At 66.9% G+C, this 19,464-nt stretch carries 19 protein-coding genes; 15 read left to right on the top strand and 4 right to left on the bottom strand.

Features of this window, described 5'->3' with window-relative positions; all coding sequences use genetic code 11:
- The first annotated feature begins 72 nt into the window (after window positions 1–72).
- Window positions 73–561, top strand: a complete 489-nt coding sequence (locus tag FIV34_RS18345) for a GNAT family N-acetyltransferase (RefSeq protein ID WP_139984951.1) — start codon at window positions 73–75, stop codon at window positions 559–561.
- 30 nt (window positions 562–591) lie between these two features.
- Window positions 592–1,620: a phospholipase C/P1 nuclease family protein gene (locus FIV34_RS18340; protein ID WP_246058674.1), complete on the top strand. Its 1,029-nt coding sequence runs from the start codon at window positions 592–594 to the stop codon at window positions 1,618–1,620.
- Window position 1,621: 1 nt separating this feature from the next.
- Here the strand turns inward: FIV34_RS18340 and FIV34_RS18335 are convergent, their stop codons facing one another.
- The gene (locus FIV34_RS18335) at window positions 1,622–3,934 is read right to left on the bottom strand and encodes an arylsulfatase (RefSeq protein ID WP_139984950.1); all 2,313 of its coding nucleotides are present in this window, start codon (window positions 3,932–3,934) and stop codon (window positions 1,622–1,624) included.
- Between the two features lie 179 nt (window positions 3,935–4,113).
- On the opposite strand from FIV34_RS18335, the gene FIV34_RS18330 reads away from it, so the two are divergent.
- Window positions 4,114–5,217 carry a pilin gene (locus FIV34_RS18330; protein WP_139984949.1) on the top strand — a complete coding sequence of 368 codons (1,104 nt, stop codon included), beginning with the start codon at window positions 4,114–4,116 and terminating at the stop codon, window positions 5,215–5,217.
- On the opposite strand, the gene FIV34_RS18325 is transcribed toward FIV34_RS18330, so the two are convergent.
- Window positions 5,162–6,328: an MFS transporter gene (locus tag FIV34_RS18325; protein WP_139984948.1), complete on the bottom strand. Its 1,167-nt coding sequence runs from the start codon at window positions 6,326–6,328 to the stop codon at window positions 5,162–5,164. The genes FIV34_RS18330 and FIV34_RS18325 overlap by 56 nt on opposite strands.
- Before the next feature lie 148 nt (window positions 6,329–6,476).
- Between FIV34_RS18325 and FIV34_RS18320 the strand changes: the two genes are divergently transcribed.
- Genes FIV34_RS18320 through FIV34_RS18310 form a run of 3 tightly spaced genes read left to right on the top strand, consistent with a single transcriptional unit; the run spans window position 6,477 to window position 10,921 of the window.
- Window positions 6,477–7,406, top strand: coding sequence for a LysR family transcriptional regulator (locus tag FIV34_RS18320; RefSeq protein ID WP_246058673.1), 930 nt, complete (start codon window positions 6,477–6,479; stop codon window positions 7,404–7,406).
- A 30-nt stretch (window positions 7,407–7,436) separates the two neighbouring features.
- A complete protein-coding gene (locus FIV34_RS18315) occupies window positions 7,437–9,626 on the top strand; it encodes a penicillin acylase family protein (RefSeq protein ID WP_139984947.1) in 2,190 nt (729 codons plus the stop codon).
- Window positions 9,623–10,921 (top strand): amidohydrolase family protein, encoded by a 1,299-nt coding sequence (locus FIV34_RS18310; protein ID WP_139984946.1) that lies wholly within the window; start codon window positions 9,623–9,625, stop codon window positions 10,919–10,921. Before FIV34_RS18315 ends, FIV34_RS18310 begins: the two co-directional genes overlap by 4 nt.
- 2 nt (window positions 10,922–10,923) lie before the next feature.
- On the opposite strand, the gene FIV34_RS18305 is transcribed toward FIV34_RS18310, so the two are convergent.
- Window positions 10,924–11,904 carry an oxidoreductase gene (locus tag FIV34_RS18305; RefSeq protein WP_139984945.1) on the bottom strand — a complete coding sequence of 327 codons (981 nt, stop codon included), beginning with the start codon at window positions 11,902–11,904 and terminating at the stop codon, window positions 10,924–10,926.
- 94 nt (window positions 11,905–11,998) lie between these two features.
- On the opposite strand from FIV34_RS18305, the gene FIV34_RS18300 reads away from it, so the two are divergent.
- The 8 genes from FIV34_RS18300 to FIV34_RS18265 all read left to right on the top strand — a co-directional run bounded on the left by FIV34_RS18300 (window position 11,999) and on the right by FIV34_RS18265 (window position 18,018).
- Entirely contained in the window at window positions 11,999–12,928 is a 930-nt protein-coding gene (locus tag FIV34_RS18300; RefSeq protein ID WP_139984944.1) for an AraC family transcriptional regulator, read from the top strand.
- A gap of 59 nt (window positions 12,929–12,987) precedes the next feature.
- Window positions 12,988–13,773 (top strand): DUF4339 domain-containing protein, encoded by a 786-nt coding sequence (locus FIV34_RS18295; protein WP_139984943.1) that lies wholly within the window; start codon window positions 12,988–12,990, stop codon window positions 13,771–13,773.
- Window positions 13,774–13,884: 111 nt separating this feature from the next.
- The gene (gene gmk / locus FIV34_RS18290; protein WP_139984942.1) at window positions 13,885–14,502 is read left to right on the top strand and encodes a guanylate kinase; all 618 of its coding nucleotides are present in this window, start codon (window positions 13,885–13,887) and stop codon (window positions 14,500–14,502) included.
- Window positions 14,499–15,311 (top strand): ABC transporter ATP-binding protein, encoded by an 813-nt coding sequence (locus FIV34_RS18285; protein WP_139984941.1) that lies wholly within the window; start codon window positions 14,499–14,501, stop codon window positions 15,309–15,311. Before gmk ends, FIV34_RS18285 begins: the two co-directional genes overlap by 4 nt.
- A complete protein-coding gene (gene mlaE / locus FIV34_RS18280) occupies window positions 15,308–16,075 on the top strand; it encodes a lipid asymmetry maintenance ABC transporter permease subunit MlaE (protein WP_139984940.1) in 768 nt (255 codons plus the stop codon). The genes FIV34_RS18285 and mlaE overlap by 4 nt, the downstream gene beginning before the upstream one ends.
- Window positions 16,076–16,133: 58 nt before the next feature.
- Window positions 16,134–17,009 (top strand): outer membrane lipid asymmetry maintenance protein MlaD, encoded by an 876-nt coding sequence (mlaD, locus tag FIV34_RS18275; RefSeq protein WP_139984939.1) that lies wholly within the window; start codon window positions 16,134–16,136, stop codon window positions 17,007–17,009.
- 23 nt (window positions 17,010–17,032) lie between these two features.
- Window positions 17,033–17,725: an MlaC/ttg2D family ABC transporter substrate-binding protein gene (locus FIV34_RS18270; protein WP_139984938.1), complete on the top strand. Its 693-nt coding sequence runs from the start codon at window positions 17,033–17,035 to the stop codon at window positions 17,723–17,725.
- A complete protein-coding gene (locus tag FIV34_RS18265; protein ID WP_139984937.1) occupies window positions 17,722–18,018 on the top strand; it encodes an STAS domain-containing protein in 297 nt (98 codons plus the stop codon). The genes FIV34_RS18270 and FIV34_RS18265 overlap by 4 nt, the downstream gene beginning before the upstream one ends.
- 65 nt (window positions 18,019–18,083) lie before the next feature.
- On the opposite strand, the gene FIV34_RS18260 is transcribed toward FIV34_RS18265, so the two are convergent.
- Entirely contained in the window at window positions 18,084–18,914 is an 831-nt protein-coding gene (locus FIV34_RS18260) for an MlaA family lipoprotein (protein WP_139984936.1), read from the bottom strand.
- A 176-nt stretch (window positions 18,915–19,090) separates the two neighbouring features.
- Here FIV34_RS18260 and rpoZ point away from each other — a divergent pair, with 176 nt between their 5' ends.
- Entirely contained in the window at window positions 19,091–19,381 is a 291-nt protein-coding gene (rpoZ, locus tag FIV34_RS18255) for a DNA-directed RNA polymerase subunit omega (protein WP_139984935.1), read from the top strand.
- Window positions 19,382–19,464: the final 83 nt, after the last annotated feature.

The following is a 19,464-nucleotide window of genomic DNA, read 5'->3' as shown; positions in this document are numbered from 1 at the left end:
CACGGTAACGAAGGCCGGAGGCATGACACACTCACCGTGTGCCGTGCTTCCGGCCTTTTTTTATGGAGACGCATGAACGCGATCGGTAAGTTCAACGTGCGCTGGGTGTTCGGCGGCATCACGCCCACCCTGCGCCGCGACATCGTGGCCTTCTGGATGGCGGAAGCCGCGCTGGATAGCGCCGACGAGGCCTGGCGTCGCTCATGGGAAGTCGCCTGCGTGCTTGAAGACGACGGCGGCACGTTGGCGGGCATCTGCACCGTGGCGCTCGGCCTGGATGACCATCGCTCCGGCTTCGGCTACCTGCGCATCTACATCGGCCGCGCGCACCGCCACCCCGGCCTGGCGCGGCGCATGGTCCGTCGCATGGTGGAAGGCTTCGAAGCGCTTGCCAGCGAGCCGGGTGCGCCGAAGCGCATCGTGGCGAACCTCGAGAATGAAAAGATCGCACGACGAAGCGGCCTGCGCCTTCTCGCGTCGGTGGGATTCGCGCCCGTGGGCATGACGGCGCAAGGTGAAGTCCTCATCGAACGTCGCCTTCATCAGGCCAGCACGACGTAGAGTACGACCTCAACTGACCAGGCCCTGCCCATGCCCCCTGCTTCCCTTCGTTTTCGTGGTGTCGCCGCCGCCGTGGCGGTGGCCGTCATCCTCGCCGCGGGCCCGGCGCTCGGCTGGGGCCACCGCGGCCACGCGGTGATCGACCGTACGGCCGTGGAAAGCCTGCCGGCCGATGGGCCGGTCTTCCTGCGCAGCTACCTTGGCCTCATCGAGGATTCCTCCACGCTTCCCGACGACTGGCGCGACGAGGCCACGCCGTTCTCGAAGATGGAAGAAGACCCGAACCACGGCTGGTTCCAGGAGCAGTTCGCCTTCATGCACCCGATCCCGCGCTCCCGGTTCGAGTTCATCCTGGCGCTGGACAAGGAGCAGAAGCGCCTCGCGGCGGCGCATTCGCCCGAGGCGGAACGCACCAACGTCCGCTGGACCGGCACGCTGCCGTACGCGCTGGTCGAGGTCTACGGCCATCTCGTCAACGGCTTCCGTACCTACCGCGACCGCCAGGCCCACCACCAGGACACCGCGCACATCGAAACGGCGTGCGCGATGTACGTGGCCTGGATGGGTCACTACGTAGGCGATGGCGCGCAGCCGCTACACGTCACCATCCACCACGATGGATGGCAGGGCCCCAATCCGAAGGACTACACCCGCGATCACACGATCCACGGGCGCATGGAAAGCGCGTTCGTGGATGCCATCGGCCTCAGCGACCAGGACCTCCTGTCGAAGGTGCCGGCACTGAATCCGATCGACGGCGACGTCTTCGATGCGGTGCTCGCGTACCTGTCGACGTCGGGCGCCAGCGTGGAAAAGGTCTACCAGATCGACAAGCGCGGCGCGTGGAACGAACCCAACGATCCGGAAGCCCGTGCACTCATCTACCAGCGCACCGCCGCAGGCGCCGGCATGCTGCGCGATCTCGTCTATCGCGCGTGGCGCGAAAGCGCCTTGGCGCGTGTACCGCACGTCCCGGCGGCGACCGACCCGAAAAACCCGGCCTACAACCCGGAAACAGGCTCGGCGCCGGCGGATCGTTCGCCCGCGCTCGCGCGCTAGGTCAGACCGGCACTTTGCCTATATCCAACGCCCCCAGCGAGATCGTCACGGTGTGGATGGTGCCGGTGAAGGTGAAGGGCAGGGTATAGGTGAAGTCGATCGGCGAGCCGATGTCCGTGCCGATGTCGAGGCCTTCGCCCAGGGAGAACTGGATCGGGATGGAGCGGGTGATGCGTCCGCTGGCCATCGTTTTGTCGTTGGCCTTCAGCGTGAACTCGCCACCCTTGCCCATGCCGCCCCCGTCGTAGGTGAACACGACCGAGAGGGTGACGCGGCCGGCGGGAAGCGCCGTGTCGCTACCGATGGTTGTCCGCTCCACGCTCAGGAAGTTGTAGACGAAGACGGGCTTGCCGTCGCGCAGGTAGAGGCCGTAACCGCCTTCCAGGCCGCCATGGGTCACGACCATACCGTTGGCATTCTTGTCGGGCACCTCGATGTCCGCGGTGATCGTCCACGAGCGGTTGCACATGCGTGGCGAGGCCGCGTCGGGCAGTCCAAACGTGCCGGGGTAATACACCATCTCGGTGCGATGGCCGGTCAGGCTGGGGCGGCCCATCAGCTCCGCGTTCATGCGGATGACGGCGCGCCAGTCCAGCGGCAGCACGTTGTACTTCGCAGCCTCAACCCACCACAGGTCTTCCAGCTCGCGGAGCTTCTCCGGATGCTTTGCTGCGAGGTCGTTGGCCTGCGAGAAGTCCTCGTTGATGTTGTAGAGCTCCCACACCGCCTTGTCCGGATCCCACTCCTGCCGGTTTGGATCCCACGGCACGAACGAGGGCGCCGAGGCCATCCAGCCATCGTGGTAGAGGCCGCGGTTGCAGCCCAGCTCGAAGTATTGGGTCTTGCGAGGGGCAGGCGCCGCGGCGTCATGCAGGGCAGCCGAGAAGCTCTTGCCCTCGATCGGTTTCTGCGCGATGCCATTCAGGATGCTGGGCGCGGATATGCCGCACAGGTCGTAAAGCGTCGGTACCAGGTCGATGGTGTGCAGGAACTGGTCACGCAGCGCGCCCTTGTCACGGATCTGCGCCGGCCACGAGATGATCATCGGATTGCGCGTGCCACCGAAGTGGCTGGCCACTTGCTTGGTCCACTGGAACGGCGTGTTCATCGCATGCGCCCACGACGACGGGAAGTGATTGAAATGCCGCGGTCCGCCGAGCTCGTCGATCGCCTTGATGTTGTCTTCCCACTTTTCCGAGAAGCCGTTGAAGAACATGTTCTCGCACAGCGAGCCTTCCAGGCCGCCTTCGGCGCTGGAGCCGTTGTCGCCGGCGATGTAGATGATGATGGTGTTCTCGGCGCCCGGCAGTGCCTTGCAGGCGTCGACCACGCGGCCCATCTCATGGTCGCAATGCGCGCCGTAGCCAGCGAACACTTCCATCATCCGGGCATACAGGCGCTTCTGGTCGGCGTTCAGTGAATCCCACGCAGGAAGCCCTTTCGAGCGCGTGGTGAGTTTCGTATCGGCCGGCACCACGCCGAGCTTCTTCTGCCGTTCCAGCGTCTTTTCGCGGTAGCTGTCCCAGCCATCGTCGAACTGGCCCTTGAACTTGTCGATCCACGCCTTGGGGGTGTGATGCGGCGCGTGCGTCGCACCCGTGGCGACATACAGGAAATACGGCTGCTCTGGCGCAATGCTCTTCGCCTGGCGCACCCAGGAAATCGCCTTGTCGGCGAGGTCGGTGGTCAGGTGGTAGTCCGGGTCCGTGGACGCGGGGACAAGATCGCGGTTCTGGTAAAGGATGGGGTTCCAGTGGTTCATGTCCCCACCGTTGAACCCGTAGAAGTAATCGAATCCCAGGCCATTGGCCCAGCGATCAAAGGGGCCGGCGGCACTCGTTTCCCAGGTGGGCGTGTTGTGGTTCTTGCCGATCCACGAGGTCATGTAGCCGTTCTGGCGCAGCACCTCGCCGATGGTCCCGCAGCTGCGCGGCAGGATGCAGGTGTAGCCGTCGTAACCGGTCGCCAGCTCGGTGATCCCGGCGAACGCCGTGGAGTGATGGTTGCGGCCGGTGATCAGCGCTGCGCGCGTCGGGCTACATAGCGCCGTGGTGTGGAAGCGATTGAACCGCAGGCCTTCCGCGGCCAGCCGGTCCATGGTGGGCGAGGGCACCGCGCCGCCGAAAGTGCTGAACTGGCCGAAGCCGGCGTCGTCCAGCAGGATCAGCAGGATGTTGGGCGCGCCTTCCGGGGCGGTCACCGGCTTGGGGAACTGGGCGGGGTCCGAGTCGAGGAAGGTGCGTCCCACCTCACCCGGGAAATGGAAGTCGGGCCGCGGCAGGATGTCGGGTGTGGAGGCGGTCTTGGTGGCCATGGCGGTCTCGTTCCCAGGGTAGGCAACGAGGGTGGTCCGGCCTCCGGCAGGCTGCCACCGTAGGAGTGCTCCTGGTGGCCTCAGTAGAACTTCGGCAAGTGCGCGCGAGTGCCAATTGACGCCGCCCGCCGCGCCCGTGAAAGTACCCCTCGCGGCAAGGGAGCCGCCAGGGGAAAAACATGGCAGGGGACGAGAAGATCTGGATTGGCCGGAACGGGCAGAAGTTCGGCCCGTACGATGAGGCCGTGCTGCGCCGGTGGGTGGCGGAAGGCAAGGTCGAGGCCGACGCACTGGCCTGGCGCACCGGCATGCCCGAATGGGTGCCGCTGGCCACCTTGCTGCCGGGCATGCAGGCGCCTCCGCCGATGCCGCCGCCGCGCGCGGACGACTGGGGTATGCGTGGCTTCAGCGCCCGCGACGATGGCCGCAGCGCACCGGATGCGCGTGCGACCATGCCGCCGCCGCCGTCCCTGCACTGGTTCGTCGTGCTGCTGCTGACCATGGTCACCGGCGGCATCTTCGGTTGGATCTGGCTGTTCGTGCAGGCCAGCTGGGTCGGCAAGGTGGATAAGTCGAGCAAGGCGCTCGTGCTGTTCATCCTCGCGCTGGTGAGCTACCTCGTCGCCGTCGTGGTCTCGACGAATCACACGCCTGCCGCGTCGATGGCGGCGGGCCTGATCTTCATCGGCGCGATGATCGTCATCTACGTCGGCATCTTCTCGATGGCCGATGCGATCCGTCGCGACACCGCCCGGCGTGGCCTGGTGGTGCACATCGGCGGGGTCAGCGTCTTCTTCCTCGGCGTGTTCTACCTGCAGGCCGTGATGACCTGGCTGGCCCGCTGGAAGGACACCGGCAAGACCGAGCCCGGCCCGTCGCAGGGTGCCGTGTGGCTGGCGTTGATCCTGCCGGCCGTGCCCATCCTCGCTGCGATTGCCATTCCCGCGTACCAGAGCTACCTGATCCGTGTGCAGGTGGTGCAGGGCGTCGCCCTGGCGGACCCGGCCAAGACGGCCGTGACGGCGTACTACAACAGCCACGGCCAGCTGCCCCACGACAATGTCCAGGCCGGCCTCACCGCCACGAGCCTGGTGCAGGGACCTTACGTCTCCAGCGTCGATATCGCCGATGGCCGCATCACCGTGACCTTCGGTGGCACCGCCAACCGGCGTCTCACCGGTGCATCGCTGGTGCTCACGCCGGAGATGGCCCGGGACGGCATGCGCTTCAGCTGCGCGACGGACACGATTCCGGTGCAGTACCTGCCGCCGGCGTGCCGCTGAGCCGGTGGTAGGCCGCAGCGAGAACACCCAGGGCGATACCCAGGGCCACCACGCCCGTCCAGCCGAAGCGGCTCATCAGCCAGCCGCTGACGATGGTGCCGACCGCGCCGCCAAGGAAGGTGGCGGTCATGTACAGGCTGTTGATGCGGCCCTGCGCTTTCGGGTCCACCGCGAAGGCGCGGGTCTGGTTGGAGACCAGGCCGGCCTGCACGCCGACATCGAGCACGATCACGCCGATGACGAGCAGGGTGAGTGAGCTGTTCGCTCCGGCAAGCAGCAGGTAGGCCAGCGTCACGATGCCGATGCTCGCGGCGACGACAAAGCGCGTGCCCTTGCGATCCGCCAGCCGGCCGCCGAACGACGCGGCAAACGCACCGGCCGCGCCGATGATGCCGAAGCCACCCGCCCACGCGCTGCCCAGGTGCCACGGGCCCGTCGCCAGCAGCGCGGCCAGGTTCACCCAGAAGGCGTTGAAGGCCGCCCAGAGCAGGGCCTGCACCACCATCGACTCACGGATGGCGCGGTGGTCGCGCATCAGCGGCCACAGCGAGGCGAGCAGGCGGCCGTACGAGAGGTTCGTCGACGGCACGCCCTTCGGCAGCAGGGACATCGCGAGGATGCCCGCCGGCACCAGCAGCGCGGCTTCGACACCGTACACCGCACGCCAGCCATAGGCCTGGCCGACCGCACCGGCGATCGTGCGGCCGACGAGGATGCCGACCATGATGCCGCTGACCACGGTGCCGACGTTACGGCCGCGCTCGCCCGGTGGCGACATCGCGCCGGCAAACGGCACCAGCTGCTGGGGAACGCAGCTGACCATGCCGATGCCGAACGACACCGCCGCCAGCGTTCCGATGTTCGGCACGGCCATGGCAAGCAGGTCGAGCACGAAGGCGACGACGATCTGGGCCAGTACCAGCGCGCGGCGGTCAAAACGGTCGCCGAGCGGAAGCAGGAGCGCCAGGCCCGTGGAGAAGCCGAGCAGCGCGGCGCCGGCGACGAGGTCCACCGTGGTCAGGCCGGCGTGGAAGCCGCCGGCGATCAGCGGCAGGATCGGCTGGACGCAGTAGAGGTTGGTGATCACCGCGCCCGCGATGATCGCCATCATGAGGATCTTCCCGCGGGGGACAGCAACAGGGGATGGGCCGCTCACGGCAGGCTCCTTGGAAGGGTAGGCGTGGAAGGTTACGCTTGCGCATCCAGCAAGAGAATCTGGCAAGATCGGGAATGATCCTTCCAGTTATTGGTAGAGTCCCGTGAATCACCTGGAATCCATGGCCATCCTGGTGGCCGTTGTCGATGCGGGCAGCCTCTCCGCGGCGGCGCGCGAGCTGGACATGCCGCTGGCGACGCTCAGCCGCAAGGTGAACGCCCTCGAGGCGCACCTGAAAACCCGCCTGCTCCTGCGCACCACCCGCCAGCTTTCGCTGACCGAAGCCGGTGTCTCCTATGTCGCGGCGTGCCGGCGGATCCTGGAAGAGGTGGGCGAGGCCGAGCGTGCGGCCATGGGCGAGTATGTGCAGCCACGAGGCGAACTCACCATCACCGCGCCCGTGGTGTTCGGTCGCCTGCACGTGGTGCCGGTGGTCGCCGAGTTCCTGGCCCAGTACCCGGAGATCGACATCGACCTGATGCTGACCGACCGCGTCGTGCACCTGATGGACGAGCACGTCGACGCCGCCCTGCGCATCGGCGAACTGCCTGACAGCAACCTCATGGCGCTCGGTGTCGGCACGGTGCGCCGGGTGATCTGCGCCAGCCCGGCGTACCTGGAAACACACGGCGTGCCGACGAAGCCCCGCGACCTCGCGGCGCACCAGTGCATCAGCTTCGAGGTGCTGGAGTCGAAGCGGGCGTGGGTCTTCGGTACGGGGAAAGCGGAAGTGTCGGTCGCCGTGCATTCGCGCCTGTCGGTGAACACGGCGGAGGGCGCCATCGACGCCGCGATCCTCGGCGTCGGCCTGATCCGCATCCTTTCGTACCAGGCGGCGGCCGCGCTGCGTGACGGGTCGCTGCGCGTGGTGCTGGAAGATTTTGAATCGGCGCCGCTGCCGATCCACCTCGTGCACAAGGGCCAGGCGCCGCTGCCGCTGAAGCTGCGCGCCTTCCTCGATTTCGCGGCGCCGCGCCTGCGTGCACGCGCGGAGCGCCACCGGCCGTTGCCGCCCCCGGCGCGGGCGGGCTAGCATCGGTGATCCGTCAGGGGTTACCAAACGATGCCTGGATTCCACCGCACCGCGCTTGCCGCGCTCGGCCTGTCGCTCACGGCATCCGCCAGCCATGCCGCCGACACCGACGCGGCGCGATGGCAGCGCGAGGCTGCCGCCACGACGATCACGCGTGACGACTGGGGCATCGCCCACGTGCACGGCAAGACCGACGCCGATGCCGTGTTCGGCATGGCCTACGCCCAGGCCGAGGACGACTTCAACCGCGTCGAGACGAATTACCTGGTGTCGCTCGGCCGGTTGTCCGAGGCGGAAGGGGAGTCGGCACTGTGGAAGGACCTGCGCCAGAAGCTGTTCGTCGACGAGACCCAGCTGAAGGCAATGTACGGCCGCAGCCCGTCGTGGCTGAGGGCCTTGATGGACGCCTGGGCCGATGGGCTCAACGACTACCTCGCCACACACCCTGGCGTGCACCCACGCGTCATCACGCATTTCGAGCCGTGGATGGCGCTGAGCTTCTCCGAAGGCAGCATCGGTGGCGACATCGAGCGCGTGTCGACGAAGGACCTGCAGGTGTTCTACGGCAAGGACCCGGTGGGCGCGCTGGCCCAGGTGACGCCGCCGTCCAGCTGGTGGGAGCCGACCGGTTCCAATGGCATCGCCATCGCGCCGAAGCTCAGCGCGGACGGGCACGCGCTGCTGCTGATCAATCCGCACACCTCGTTCTTCTTCCGCTCGGAACTGCAGATGTCGAGCGATGAAGGCCTTGATGCCTACGGCGCGGTGACGTGGGGCCAGTTCTTCATCTACCAGGGCTTCAACAAGCACATCGGCTGGATGCATACCTCGTCCGGCATCGACGTGGTGGATGAGTTCGCGGAAACCATCGTGAAGAAGGATGGCAAGCTCGCCTACCGCTACGGCGAGGCCACGCGCCCGGTGGCGACGCGCGAGATCACCGTGCGGGTGAAGGATGGCGCCGAACGCCACTTCACCACCTACGCGACGCACCATGGCCCGGTGGTGCGCGAGAAGGACGGCAAGTGGATCGCGGTCGCCTTGATGAACAAGCCGCTGGAGGCCTTGCAGCAAAGCTGGCTGCGCACCAGGGCGAACGACTATGCGGCGTACATGAAGGTGGCCGACCTCAAGGCCAATTCCTCCAACAACACGATCTACGCGGACGACAAGGGCAACATCGCCTACCTGCATCCGCAGTTCATCCCCAAACGCGACGATCGCTTCGATTACACGAAGCCCGTGGACGGCAGTGACCCGGCGACGGACTGGCAGGGCCTGTTGCCGCTGGACAAGGCGCCGCACCTGTTCAACCCGAACGTCGGCTGGATCTTCAACACCAATGACTGGCCGTATACCGCCGCCGGCCCGGACAGCCCGAAGCAGTCGGACTTCCCTAAGTACATGGACGCCGTGGGCGAGAACCCGCGTGGCATCCATGCGACGCGCGTGCTCACCGGGCAGCGCGGCGTCACCCCGGCCTCGCTGCTCAGCATGGCGTTCGATGCGTACCTGCCCGCGTTCGAGCGCCAGTTGCCGGTGCTGCTGCGCGACTACGATGCCTTGCCCGCCGGCGATCCGCTGAAGGCGAAGCTGCGCGGGCCGATCGGCCTGTTGCGCGGCTGGGATTACCGCTGGGGCATCACCTCGATGCCGACCACGCTTGCGGTGTTCTGGGGCGACATCCTTTGGGACAAGGTGAGCAAGGAAGACACCCAGGAAGGCCTCACCATCTACGACGTCATGGCCGAGAAGGCCGGGCCGAAGGCACGTCTGCAGGCACTGTCCGATGCGGTCGACACGTTGGAGAAGGACTTCGGCAGCTGGGGCGTGCCCTGGGGCGAAGTGAACCGCTACCAGCGCAACGACGATGCCATCGCGCAGGTGTTCGATGACGCGAAGCCGAGCATCCCCGTGCCGTTCACTTCATCGCGCTGGGGCTCACTGGCCTCGTTCGGTGCGCACCGCTGGCCGGGGACGAAACGTTACTACGGCACCAGCGGCAACAGCTTCGTCGCGGTCGTCGAGTTCGGGCCGAAGGTGAGTGCGCGTGCGATCACGGCCGGCGGCGAAAGCGGCCATCCCGCCTCGAAACACTTCAACGACGAAGCCGAGCGCTACACCACCGGCAACCTGCGCAAGGTCTATTTCTGGCCGGACGACCTGCAGGGCCATATCGAGCGCCAGTACCACCCGGGTGACAAGGACCCCACGCCATGACGAACCGCCTTCTTGCCCTCGCCGCAGGCCTCGCGTTTGCGTTCGCCGCCCATGCGGACGACCTGCCGAAGCCGGCCGGTCACCCTCTGTTGCTGAAGGCCGACCGCGTCTTCGATGCGCGCGACGAGCAAACGCATGCCGGTTGGGTCGTGCTGGTGCAGGGCGACAAAATCGCCGCCGTGGGTCCCGAGGGCCAGGTCACGGCGCCCGCCGGCACGGAAACCCTCAGCTTCCCCGGCATGACGTTATTACCGGGCCTGATCGATGCGCACTCGCACATCTTCCTGCACCCGTACAACGAGACGTTGTGGAACGACCAGGTGCTGAAGGAGACGCTGGCCTTCCGCACGGTGGAGGCGGTGAAGCACGCGCGCGACACGTTGATGGCCGGCTACACGGCGCTGCGTGATCTCGGCACCGAAGGCGCGGGCTATGCCGACGTGGACGTGCAGCGCGCCATCGACAAGGGGCTGATTCCCGGTCCGCACCTGTTCGTCGCCACCCGCGCCACCGTCGCCGCGCATTGCTACGGGCCCGGGCCGCTCGGCTTCCGCGACGACATGGACCTGCCGCAGGGCGCGATTCCCGTCAGCGGCGTGGCCCAGATGGTCGATGCGGTGCGCGACCAGGCGGCGCACGGCGCGGACTGGATCAAGCTCTACGCGGATTACCACTGCGGCAAGGCGAAGGGCTCCTCGCCCACGCTCACCCAGGACGAACTCAACGCTGCCGTGGAGGTTGCGCATTCGCTGAACCTGCCGGTGGCGGTGCACTCCAGCACGGCCGAAGGCATGCGCCGCTCGGTCATGGCCGGCGTCGACACCATCGAGCACGGCTACGACGGTACGCCGGAGGTGTTCGCGCTGATGAAGAAACACAACGTGGCCTACATGCCCACGCTCGAAGCGAGCGCGGCGTATGCCGAATACTTCGGTGGCTGGAAACCCGGCGCACCACCCACCGAGGCGATGAGCACCGCCGCGCAGGCGTTCAAGCGCGCGATGGACGCCGGCGTCACCATCGGCGCCGGCAGCGACGTGGGCGTCTTCACCCACGGCACCAACTACAAGGAACTCGAATGGATGGTCCGCGACGGCATGACGCCGGCGAAGGCCCTCCTCGCCGCCACGGCCGTCGACGCGAAGGTGCTCCGCCAGCAGGACCACATCGGCCAGCTCCGCCCCGGCCTCGACGCCGACATCATCGCCGTCCCTGGCGATCCGACGAAGGACATTTCGGTACTTGCCAGCGTCCCCTTCGTCATGAAAGGCGGTGCGATCTACAAGAAGCCGTAGCGTCAGCCGAGGCGGACACCCGTCTGCTCTTCGCTTACCTTCCAGAGCTGCTCTGCCGCGGCCGGGTCGATCGCATAGTCGCGGACGCCATGCAGGTTGATCAGGTCGTTGGCGGCGACGGTGGCGTCGTCGAGCATCGGGGCGATATCGGCGTCTTCGAGGTACTCGCCGCCGCGGCCGTCGAGCAGCGGGCTGGTCGCGCCCCATACGCTGGTCGCGGCGCCCTGGGCGACGCTCTTGAAGCCCATCGCCAGGTTAACCACCGGCTTGCCTTCGTCGTCGATGGCACCGAAGCGGCGCAGGTCCTCGTCGGTCATGTAGCGGGCGAGGTCGGTGTGGATGGCGCCGGGGTGCAGCGAGAACGCGCGGATGTGGTCGGCCTTGCCGCGTGCATCGGCGGCCACGGCGAACAGGATGTTCGCGGTTTTCGACTGGCCGTAGCTCAGCCACGGATCGTAATCGCGACGCTCGAACTGGATGTCGTCGAACACCACCGGTGAATAGCGGTGCCCGCGCGAGGACACGGAAATGATCCGCGCGCCACGCGCCCGTTGCAGTGCCGGCCACAGGCGAACCGCCAGCTGGAAGTGGCCGAGGTGGTTGGTGGCGAACTGGCGCTCGTACCCACGTGCGTTGCGTTCCAGCGGGCAGGCCATGACGCCGGCGTTGTTGATCAGCAGGTGCAGCGGCTCGCCGCGGTCGAGTACGGCCTGGGCGAAGGCATCGATCGAGGCCGGATCGGTCAGGTCCATGGGGAGGACCTCGATACCGGCTTCGCCATCGAGCGCCTTGCGGGCCTTGGCCATGTCGCGGGCGGGAACGATCACCCGGGCGCCGGCGTCGCGCAGGGTGCGGGCGGTTTCCAGGCCGAGGCCGGCATAGCCGCCGGTGACGACGGCATTCCTGCCGGTGAGGTCGATACCGGCGATCACGTCGGCGGCGGTGCTGGTGGCGGTGAAGCCGGAGGGGAGGGGCGTTTGCATGGGAGGGTCCTTCGTGGGTTCCCTCTCAAGATAGGGACGCCAGGCCGGACGATGAATGCTTGAAAGTATGCATTACGTGCGCCATCGTACGGGAATGAACGACGATCCCATTACCGCGATCCTCCGCCTGGCCGAGATCGAGTCGGTCATGTCCGGTGGCTTCACCGCCGGCGGCGACTGGGCCGTGCGCTTTCCGCCGCCCGACAAGCTGAAGTTCTTCGCCGTGGCCCGGGGCAGCTGCGTGCTGCGCCTGGAAGGCGAGGCCGAGGACGTGCCCATGGCCGAGGGCGACGTGGTGCTGCTGGCCGCCCCCCGCAGCTTCATCCTGGCGAGCAACCCGGACCTGCCGGCCCGCGATGCGCATGAGTTCGAGTGGCTGGGGCCGCAGCGGCTGGTGGCCATCAACGACCGCACGGACACCCTGCAGATTGGCGGCCACGTGCGCGTCCACCCGGCTTACGAGGCCATGCTGACAGCTGCGCTGCCGGCATGGATGCGCATCGACGCCGCCGCGCCGGAGGCTGCGACCATGCGCTGGCTGATCGACCGGATGGTGCAGGAGAGCCGCGATGGACTGCCGGGGGCCGGGCTTGCCCAGGCGCAGCTGGCCCACCTGCTGTTCGTCCAGATCCTGCGCGCCCAGATGGCGTCCGGCGACCTCCTGCCCCCGGGCTGGTTGCGCGCGGCGGCGGATCCCCGCCTGGGCGCCGTATTGCGCCAAATCCATGCCGACCCCGGCCGCAACTGGCGGCTCGACGAACTGGCCCGCGCCGCCGCCATGTCGCGGACGGTCTTCGCCGCGCATTTCCGCCGCGTCGCCGGCACCGCGCCCCTGGCCTACCTCACCGAGTGGCGCATGCGGCTGGCCTGCCAGGCGCTGCAGCGGGGCTCGATTCCCGTGGCCACGCTCGCGCGCGACCTGGGCTATGCCTCGGAAAGTGCTTTCAGCCACGCGTTCAAGCGTGTCGTCGGCGTGTCGCCCGCACGCTACGCCCCGGCGGAGGCGCTTCGCCTTTCCGCGTGACGCGCGGGTGGGCGGTGGGCATACTCGCCGCCTACAGCACACCGCGAAGGATCAGGGGCATGGTGGACGAACGGACGATCTGGGTAGGCCGCGACGGCCAGCGTTTTGGGCCGTACGACGAAGCCACGCTGCGCGCGTGGATCGCCGAGGGCAAGGTGGCGGCGCATTCGCTGGGCTGGCGCGAGGGCATGGCCGAGTGGCGGCCGCTCAGCGAGATCCTCGGCATCGTCGTGCCGCCGCCGATGGCCGGTGCCATGGCGCCCACGCTGCACGGTGAACTGCCGCCGCCGCCCGACATCCACTGGGTGGTCATCTTCCTCGTCGATCTTTTCGTCGGCGGCCTCATGGGCCTGGTCTGGCAGTTCATGCAGGCCTCGTGGATCAAGAAAATCGACCCGGCGAGCAAGGCCACCACGTGGCTGGTGGTGTCGCTGTGCATGCTCCCGGTCATGTGGTTCGCCATGATGGGCATGGTCTTCAACTCGTCCGGCGGTGCGGCCGTGCAAATCGGCAAGACGATGTCGCTGTTCGGGCTGATGTTCCTGATCGTCATCGCGTCGCTGGTGTTCCGTTACATGGCCTATTTCTCCATGGCCCGGTCCATGCGCGAGAAGCTGCCGGCCTACGGCCTCGTGCCGTCCATTGGCGGGGTCACGCTGTTCTTCTTCACCACGTATTACCTGCAGGGCCAGATGACGTGGTTGGCCCGCTGGCGCCAGACCGGCCAGGTCACGCCGCCTGCGCCGAAGGGCGTGTTCTGGATCATCGTGGCCATCTGGTTTGGCCTCGCCTTCCTGTTCGCGTTGCTGGTGGGCCTGGCCGCGCTGGGCAGCTACCAGCACTGACGCGGGGGCTGAGAAAGGCCGGTGCAAGGCGGCCATACCCCGATTCCGGCTACAATCCCGCTTTGCGTCGGTCCGGGAAAGAGCCATGTACCCCCAACGAGATCCCCGCGGATGAGTGACGGCACCCTGTTCGTGGTGGCCGCGCCTTCGGGTGCGGGAAAGTCCACGCTGGTCAATGCGTTGCTCAACCGTGAGCCGGACATCTCCCTGTCCATTTCGCACACCACCCGTCCGCCGCGCGTGGGTGAGGAATACGGCCGCCACTACTTCTTCGTGGAGCGGCCAGATTTCGAGCGCGAAATCGAGGACGGCATTTTCCTGGAACATGCCGAGGTGCACGGCAACCTCTACGGCACCTCACGCACGGTGGTGGCGGAAAAACTCAGCTCCGGTGCCGATGTCCTGCTGGAAATCGACTGGCAGGGCGCCCGCCAGGTGCGCAAGGGCAAGCCGGACTGCGTCAGCGTGTTCATCCTGCCGCCGTCGCGCACGGAACTTGAGCGCCGCCTCCGCGGTCGAGGATCGGACGCGCCGGATGTCATCGAGCGCCGCCTGTTCAACTCCCGCGAAGAGATCGCCCATGCGCACGAGTTCGATTACATCATCGTGAATGATCATTTCGACGACGCGCTGGCGGATCTCCAGGCCATCGTCCGCGCCGTGCGCCTGCGCACCGAGTGGGCGGCCAGGCGCCACGAAGCCCTGATCGAGGAACTGCTCGCACCATGACCGACGACGCCATCGTCCGCGTACGCGGCCTGACCACGGTCCTCAATGGCAAGACGATCTTCGACTCGCTGGATCTCGACATCCCGCGCGGCAAGGTCACGGCCATCATGGGCCCCAGCGGCACGGGCAAGACCACGCTGCTCAAGCACATCACCGGCCAGATGCGCGGCGACGCCGGCACGGTGGAAGTCGATGGCGAGAACGTGCGCACGCTCTCGCGCGAAAAGCTCTTCGAGCTGCGCGAGCGCATCGGCTACCTGTTCCAGAATTCCGCGCTGCTGACTGACTTCGACGTGTTCGAGAACGTGGCCTTCCCGCTGCGCCAGCACACGAAGCTGCCGGAAGAACTCATCCGCAACATCGTGCTCAACAAGCTGCAGGCCGTCGGCCTGCGTGGTGCCGCGCGGCTGTCACCGACGGAGCTCTCCGGCGGCATGGCCCGCCGCGTGGCCCTGGCCCGCGCCATCGTGTTCGATCCCGCGCTCATCCTGTACGACGAACCCTTCGTCGGCCTCGACCCGATCGCGCTCAACCAGGTGCTGCTGCTTATCCGCACGCTCAACGAAACGCTCGGCATCACCAGCGTGCTGGTGGCCCACGAGCTGGCCGCGGTGCAGAAGGTGGCCGACCACGTGTACCTCATCGCCAACGGCAAGGTCGTCGCGCAGGGCGCGCCCGCCACGCTCGCCAGCGACGGTTCGCCGTGGACGGCGCAGTTCTTCGGCGGCGAGCCTGACGGCCCGGTGCCGTTCCAGTACCCGGCCGGCGACTACGGCACGGCGCTCGGTTTTCCCGGAGGCAAGGCATGACGAGCAAGGAAGACAACGTCGTCGTCCGCAGCCTCGCGCAGATCGGCGCGTGCGGGCTGTTCCTGCTGACGATCCTCGCGGCCATCCCGCGCAGCCTGCGCCATGGCCGCGAAACCATCCGGCAGATCTGGTTCGTCGGCGCCATGAGCCTGACCATCGTCATGACCTGCGGCCTGTTCGTCGGCATGGTGCTGGGCCTGCAGCTGTATGACGTGCTCTCCATCTTCGGCGGCACCTCGGCGACCGGCACGGTGGTCGCCATCGCGATCTACCGCGAGCTGGGCCCGGTGGTCACCGCGCTGCTGTTCGCCGGCCGCGCCGGCACCTCGGTCACCGCCGAGATCGGCCTGATGCGCGCCACCGACCAGCTCGACGCCATGGAAATGATGGCGGTCGATCCCATCGCCTACGTGGTGGCGCCGCGCTTCCTCGCCGGCGTGGTCGCCCTGCCGCTGCTGGGCATCGTGTTCTGCGCCATGGGCGTGTTCGGCGGCCACCTGGTCGGCGTCACCTGGCTCGGCATCGACAACGGCACCTTCTGGTCGAACATGACCGCGGCGGTGGATGTCCACAAGGACATCATCGACGGCGTGCTGCTCAAATCCTTCGCCTTCGGCATCGTGGTCTCCCTGATCGCGGTGTTCCAGGGCTACACCACCCCGCCCACCAGCGAAGGCGTGGCTTACGCCACCACGCGCACGGTGGTCGCATCGTCCATTGCCATCCTGGCGCTGGACTTCGTCCTCACCTCCTTCCTGATCTGAGGCCACGGAGACCCACCATGACCGCCACCCTTTCCGTATTCCATTCGAGGACCGTGCCGTGACCCAGAGACGTTCCTATGCCGTCGGCACCGGCCTGTTCATCGTGCTTGGCTTTGCCGCGCTGGCCTACCTGGCCACCCAGACCACCTCCGTCGCCAACCAGCACGGCGGTTCCACGTACAACGTGGAAACCCGCTTCGCCAACGTCGGCCAGCTGAAGGTGCGTGCCCCGGTGAAAGTGGCCGGCGTCCGCGTCGGCTCGGTCACCGCGATCGACCTGGTGCCGGGCAAGGAAGAAGCGAAGGTGACCCTGGCCATCGACGATGCCCGCAAGGACATCCCCGATGACTCCGTGGCCACCATCTACACCAGCGGCCTGCTGGGTGACCAGTACATCGGCCTGCAGTACGGCCAGTCGAAGAACCCGGTGAAGGAGGGTGGGGCGCTCGCCTTTACCCGCCCGGCGCAGCAGCTGGAAGAGATGATCGGCAAGTTCTTCGGTGGCGGCAGCGCCCCGGATCGCCTGGGCGGAACCTTCCATGTCACGGGTGAATTCACCAACATCGGCGGCCTGCAGCCTGGCGCCGCGGTGAAAATGGCCGGCGTGCCCATCGGCAGCGTCGAGTCGGTGGTGGTCAAGCCGGGTGCTGTCGAAGCCACCGTGACCCTTGCGATCGACAAGCGCTACTCCCAGATACCTGATGACTCGGCCGCGGCGGTGTTCACAAGCGGTTTGATCGGTAGCCAGTATGTTGCGATCCAGCCCGGCGGCTCCCCGTCGTTCCTGGCCGACGGCGATCAGCTCGTGCTGACGCAGTCTGCGCTGCAGCTGGAAGACCTGATCGGCAAGTTCCTCGTGAACGGCTCGCCGAGCGACAACAAATCCGGTGGCGCCCAGGGCGGCACCCAACCCGATACCTCCGGCAAGAAGTAAGGCCGGAACCCAGGAGACATCGCATGCTGCGTCAGCTTTCCCTCGCTATTGCCCTTGCCGTCGGCACCGTTGCCGCGGCCCCCGTGTTTGCCCAGGCGGCAGCGCCGGCGGCGGCTGCACAGGGCCAGGGCCCGGAACAGATCGTCCAGACCATTTCGGACGACCTCGCCAAGGCCATCGAAGGCCACCAGGCCGAGCTGAAGAACGACAAGGAAAAGCTGATCGCCGTCATCGACGACACCTTCCTGCCGCACTTCGACATCGATTACGCGTCCATCCTCGTGCTGGGCCAGAACGCCACCAAGGCCACGCCGCAGCAGCGTGAGCGCTTCGCCAAGGCGTTCTACAACTCGATCACCCATCGTTACGCCGAGGGCCTGCTCAACTACACCCGCGGCCGCGTGAAGGTGCTGCCGTTCTCCGGCGACCTCAACAACAAGCGCACCGTGGTCCGCACCCAGGTGATGCTGGACGACGGCAAGTCGGTGTCGGTCGACTACGCGTTCCGCAAGAGCGCCAGCGGCGACTGGAAGGCGTATGACGTGATCATCGAGGGCATCTCGTACATCACCAACTACCGCAACCAGGTGGATGCCGAGATCAAGAAGGAAGGCCTGGACAAGCTGACGGCCGACCTGGAATCGAAGGGCTCCGCGGCCATCGACGAAATGAAGCAGGACACCGGCGGCGGTGCCCAGGCCGGCGGCAACAAGTGAGCCAGCCGGCCACGTTCCAGCTGGCCGATGCGCCGGGGGCCCTCAGGGTCTCCGGCGCGTTGACGTTCGGTACGGCGGCGGCTGCCCTCGAGGCAGGCCGCACCGCACTGGACCGCGCCACGCCGGCCAAGCTGGACCTGGCCGGTGTCACCCAGGCCGATAGCGCTGGCCTCGCCACCGTGCTGGCGCTGCTGGCGCACGCACGGCAGAAAGGCAACGACCTGAGGGTGGCCAATGCCCCCGCCGGCCTCGAAGCCCTGGCCCGCGTCTCCGGCGTCGCCACCCTCCTGTAAACCGGAGGTACGGCCCACAAAAAAAGCCCCTTGCGGGGCTTTTTTTGTGGGTGCCTGGTGGGAGGTCAGTCCGGGTTCTGCCCGTTCTGCTTCTCCCAGGAGTGCTGCTCCTTGAGCAGCTGGTCCGGGTCGAAATCCTTGCTGTCGCCCACGCCCTGCATCTTCTCGATCACGTCCTCCGGCGGGTTGCCGTCGTAGATCTGGTAGAGGCGCTGCTGGCGGTAGGCGTCGCGCATGAACACGTAAGGGTCGTACGCGGAAGCCAGGAAGCTCTCCGCATCGATCGCCCGGGCGCGCAGGGTCACGAGGTAAAGCACCGACGGGACGTAGTACTCGCCGTGGTGGAAGTCGTGGTTACGCGACAGGTAGCTCAGCGGATCGAAGAAGTAGCTGTCCACCGGGAGCTTCCAGACATCGCGCACCGTGGTCGGGCCGACGAAGGGGAGCACCAGGTACTCGCCCTCGGGCACGCCCCAGCGGGCCAGGGTCACGCCGAAGTCGCTGTCGTACAGCGGCATGCCCAGCATGCTGGCCGGGTCCTTGAAGCCCAGGAAGCCGATGCCAAGGTTCACCACGAAGCGGCCGGTGGTCACAGCGGCCTGGCCCGGGCGGCCCTGGAGCAGCTGGTTGCCGATGGTGATGGGCAGGCGGATATTCGTATAGAAGTCGCTCACCGCCGTCCGTACGGCCGGGGTGGTGACGTTACGGTAGCCCACGGCCACAGGGCGGATAACCGCCTTGTCCAGCTTGTCGTTGAACGCGTAAACCTTTCGGTTGACGTTTTCGTTCGGGTCGTCGGTGCGTGGCGGGGCAATGTGGCATGCCGCAAGCAGGGCCAGGGCGACCGCGCCAAAGGCAAGGCGGGCCAACTGCTTGACGTTGATCTTCGGGTGCATCGGGGTGACTCTGGGGGTGGGGCGATACTTTAGTGTACCGCTTGGTTTGATTATTTGCACTAACACCCGTCCTTCCTGGCCAGAACCCGGCATCATACCCCCCACCCAATGGACAGCCAACGGCCCGCACCGCTAAACTGCACGGTCATAAGTGTCTTTGTTGTCAAGGATTTGAAATGGCCCGTATTACTGTCGAAGACTGCCTCGAGGTAGTCGACAATCGCTTTGAGCTCGTGCTCATGGCGACCAAGCGTGCTCGCCAGCTCTCCAAGGGCGCCGAGCCGACCCTCGATCCGAACAACGACAAGCCGACCGTGCTCGCCCTGCGCGAGATCGCCGAAGGCCGCGTCAACGAAACCATGATCGACGAGATCGATCGCGCCGCTCGCGAGCGTGCCGAGCGCGAAGCCCTCGAGTGGGCCGCCACGGAAGTGGACGACGACCTCTCGAAGGGCGGAGATGACTGATGACGCCGGGTCCCTGTCGACCCAGCGACCATCCGTTCACTGCGCACGTTGTTGAAGCGCGGCTCCTGAAGCCGCGCGCGGGA

It is taken from the genome of Luteibacter pinisoli, from assembly GCF_006385595.1.
In the GTDB taxonomy this organism is placed as follows: Bacteria; Pseudomonadota; Gammaproteobacteria; order Xanthomonadales; family Rhodanobacteraceae; genus Luteibacter; species Luteibacter pinisoli.
Note: the sequence above shows the minus strand (reverse complement) of the source record. Positions and strands in the feature narration are given on the sequence as shown.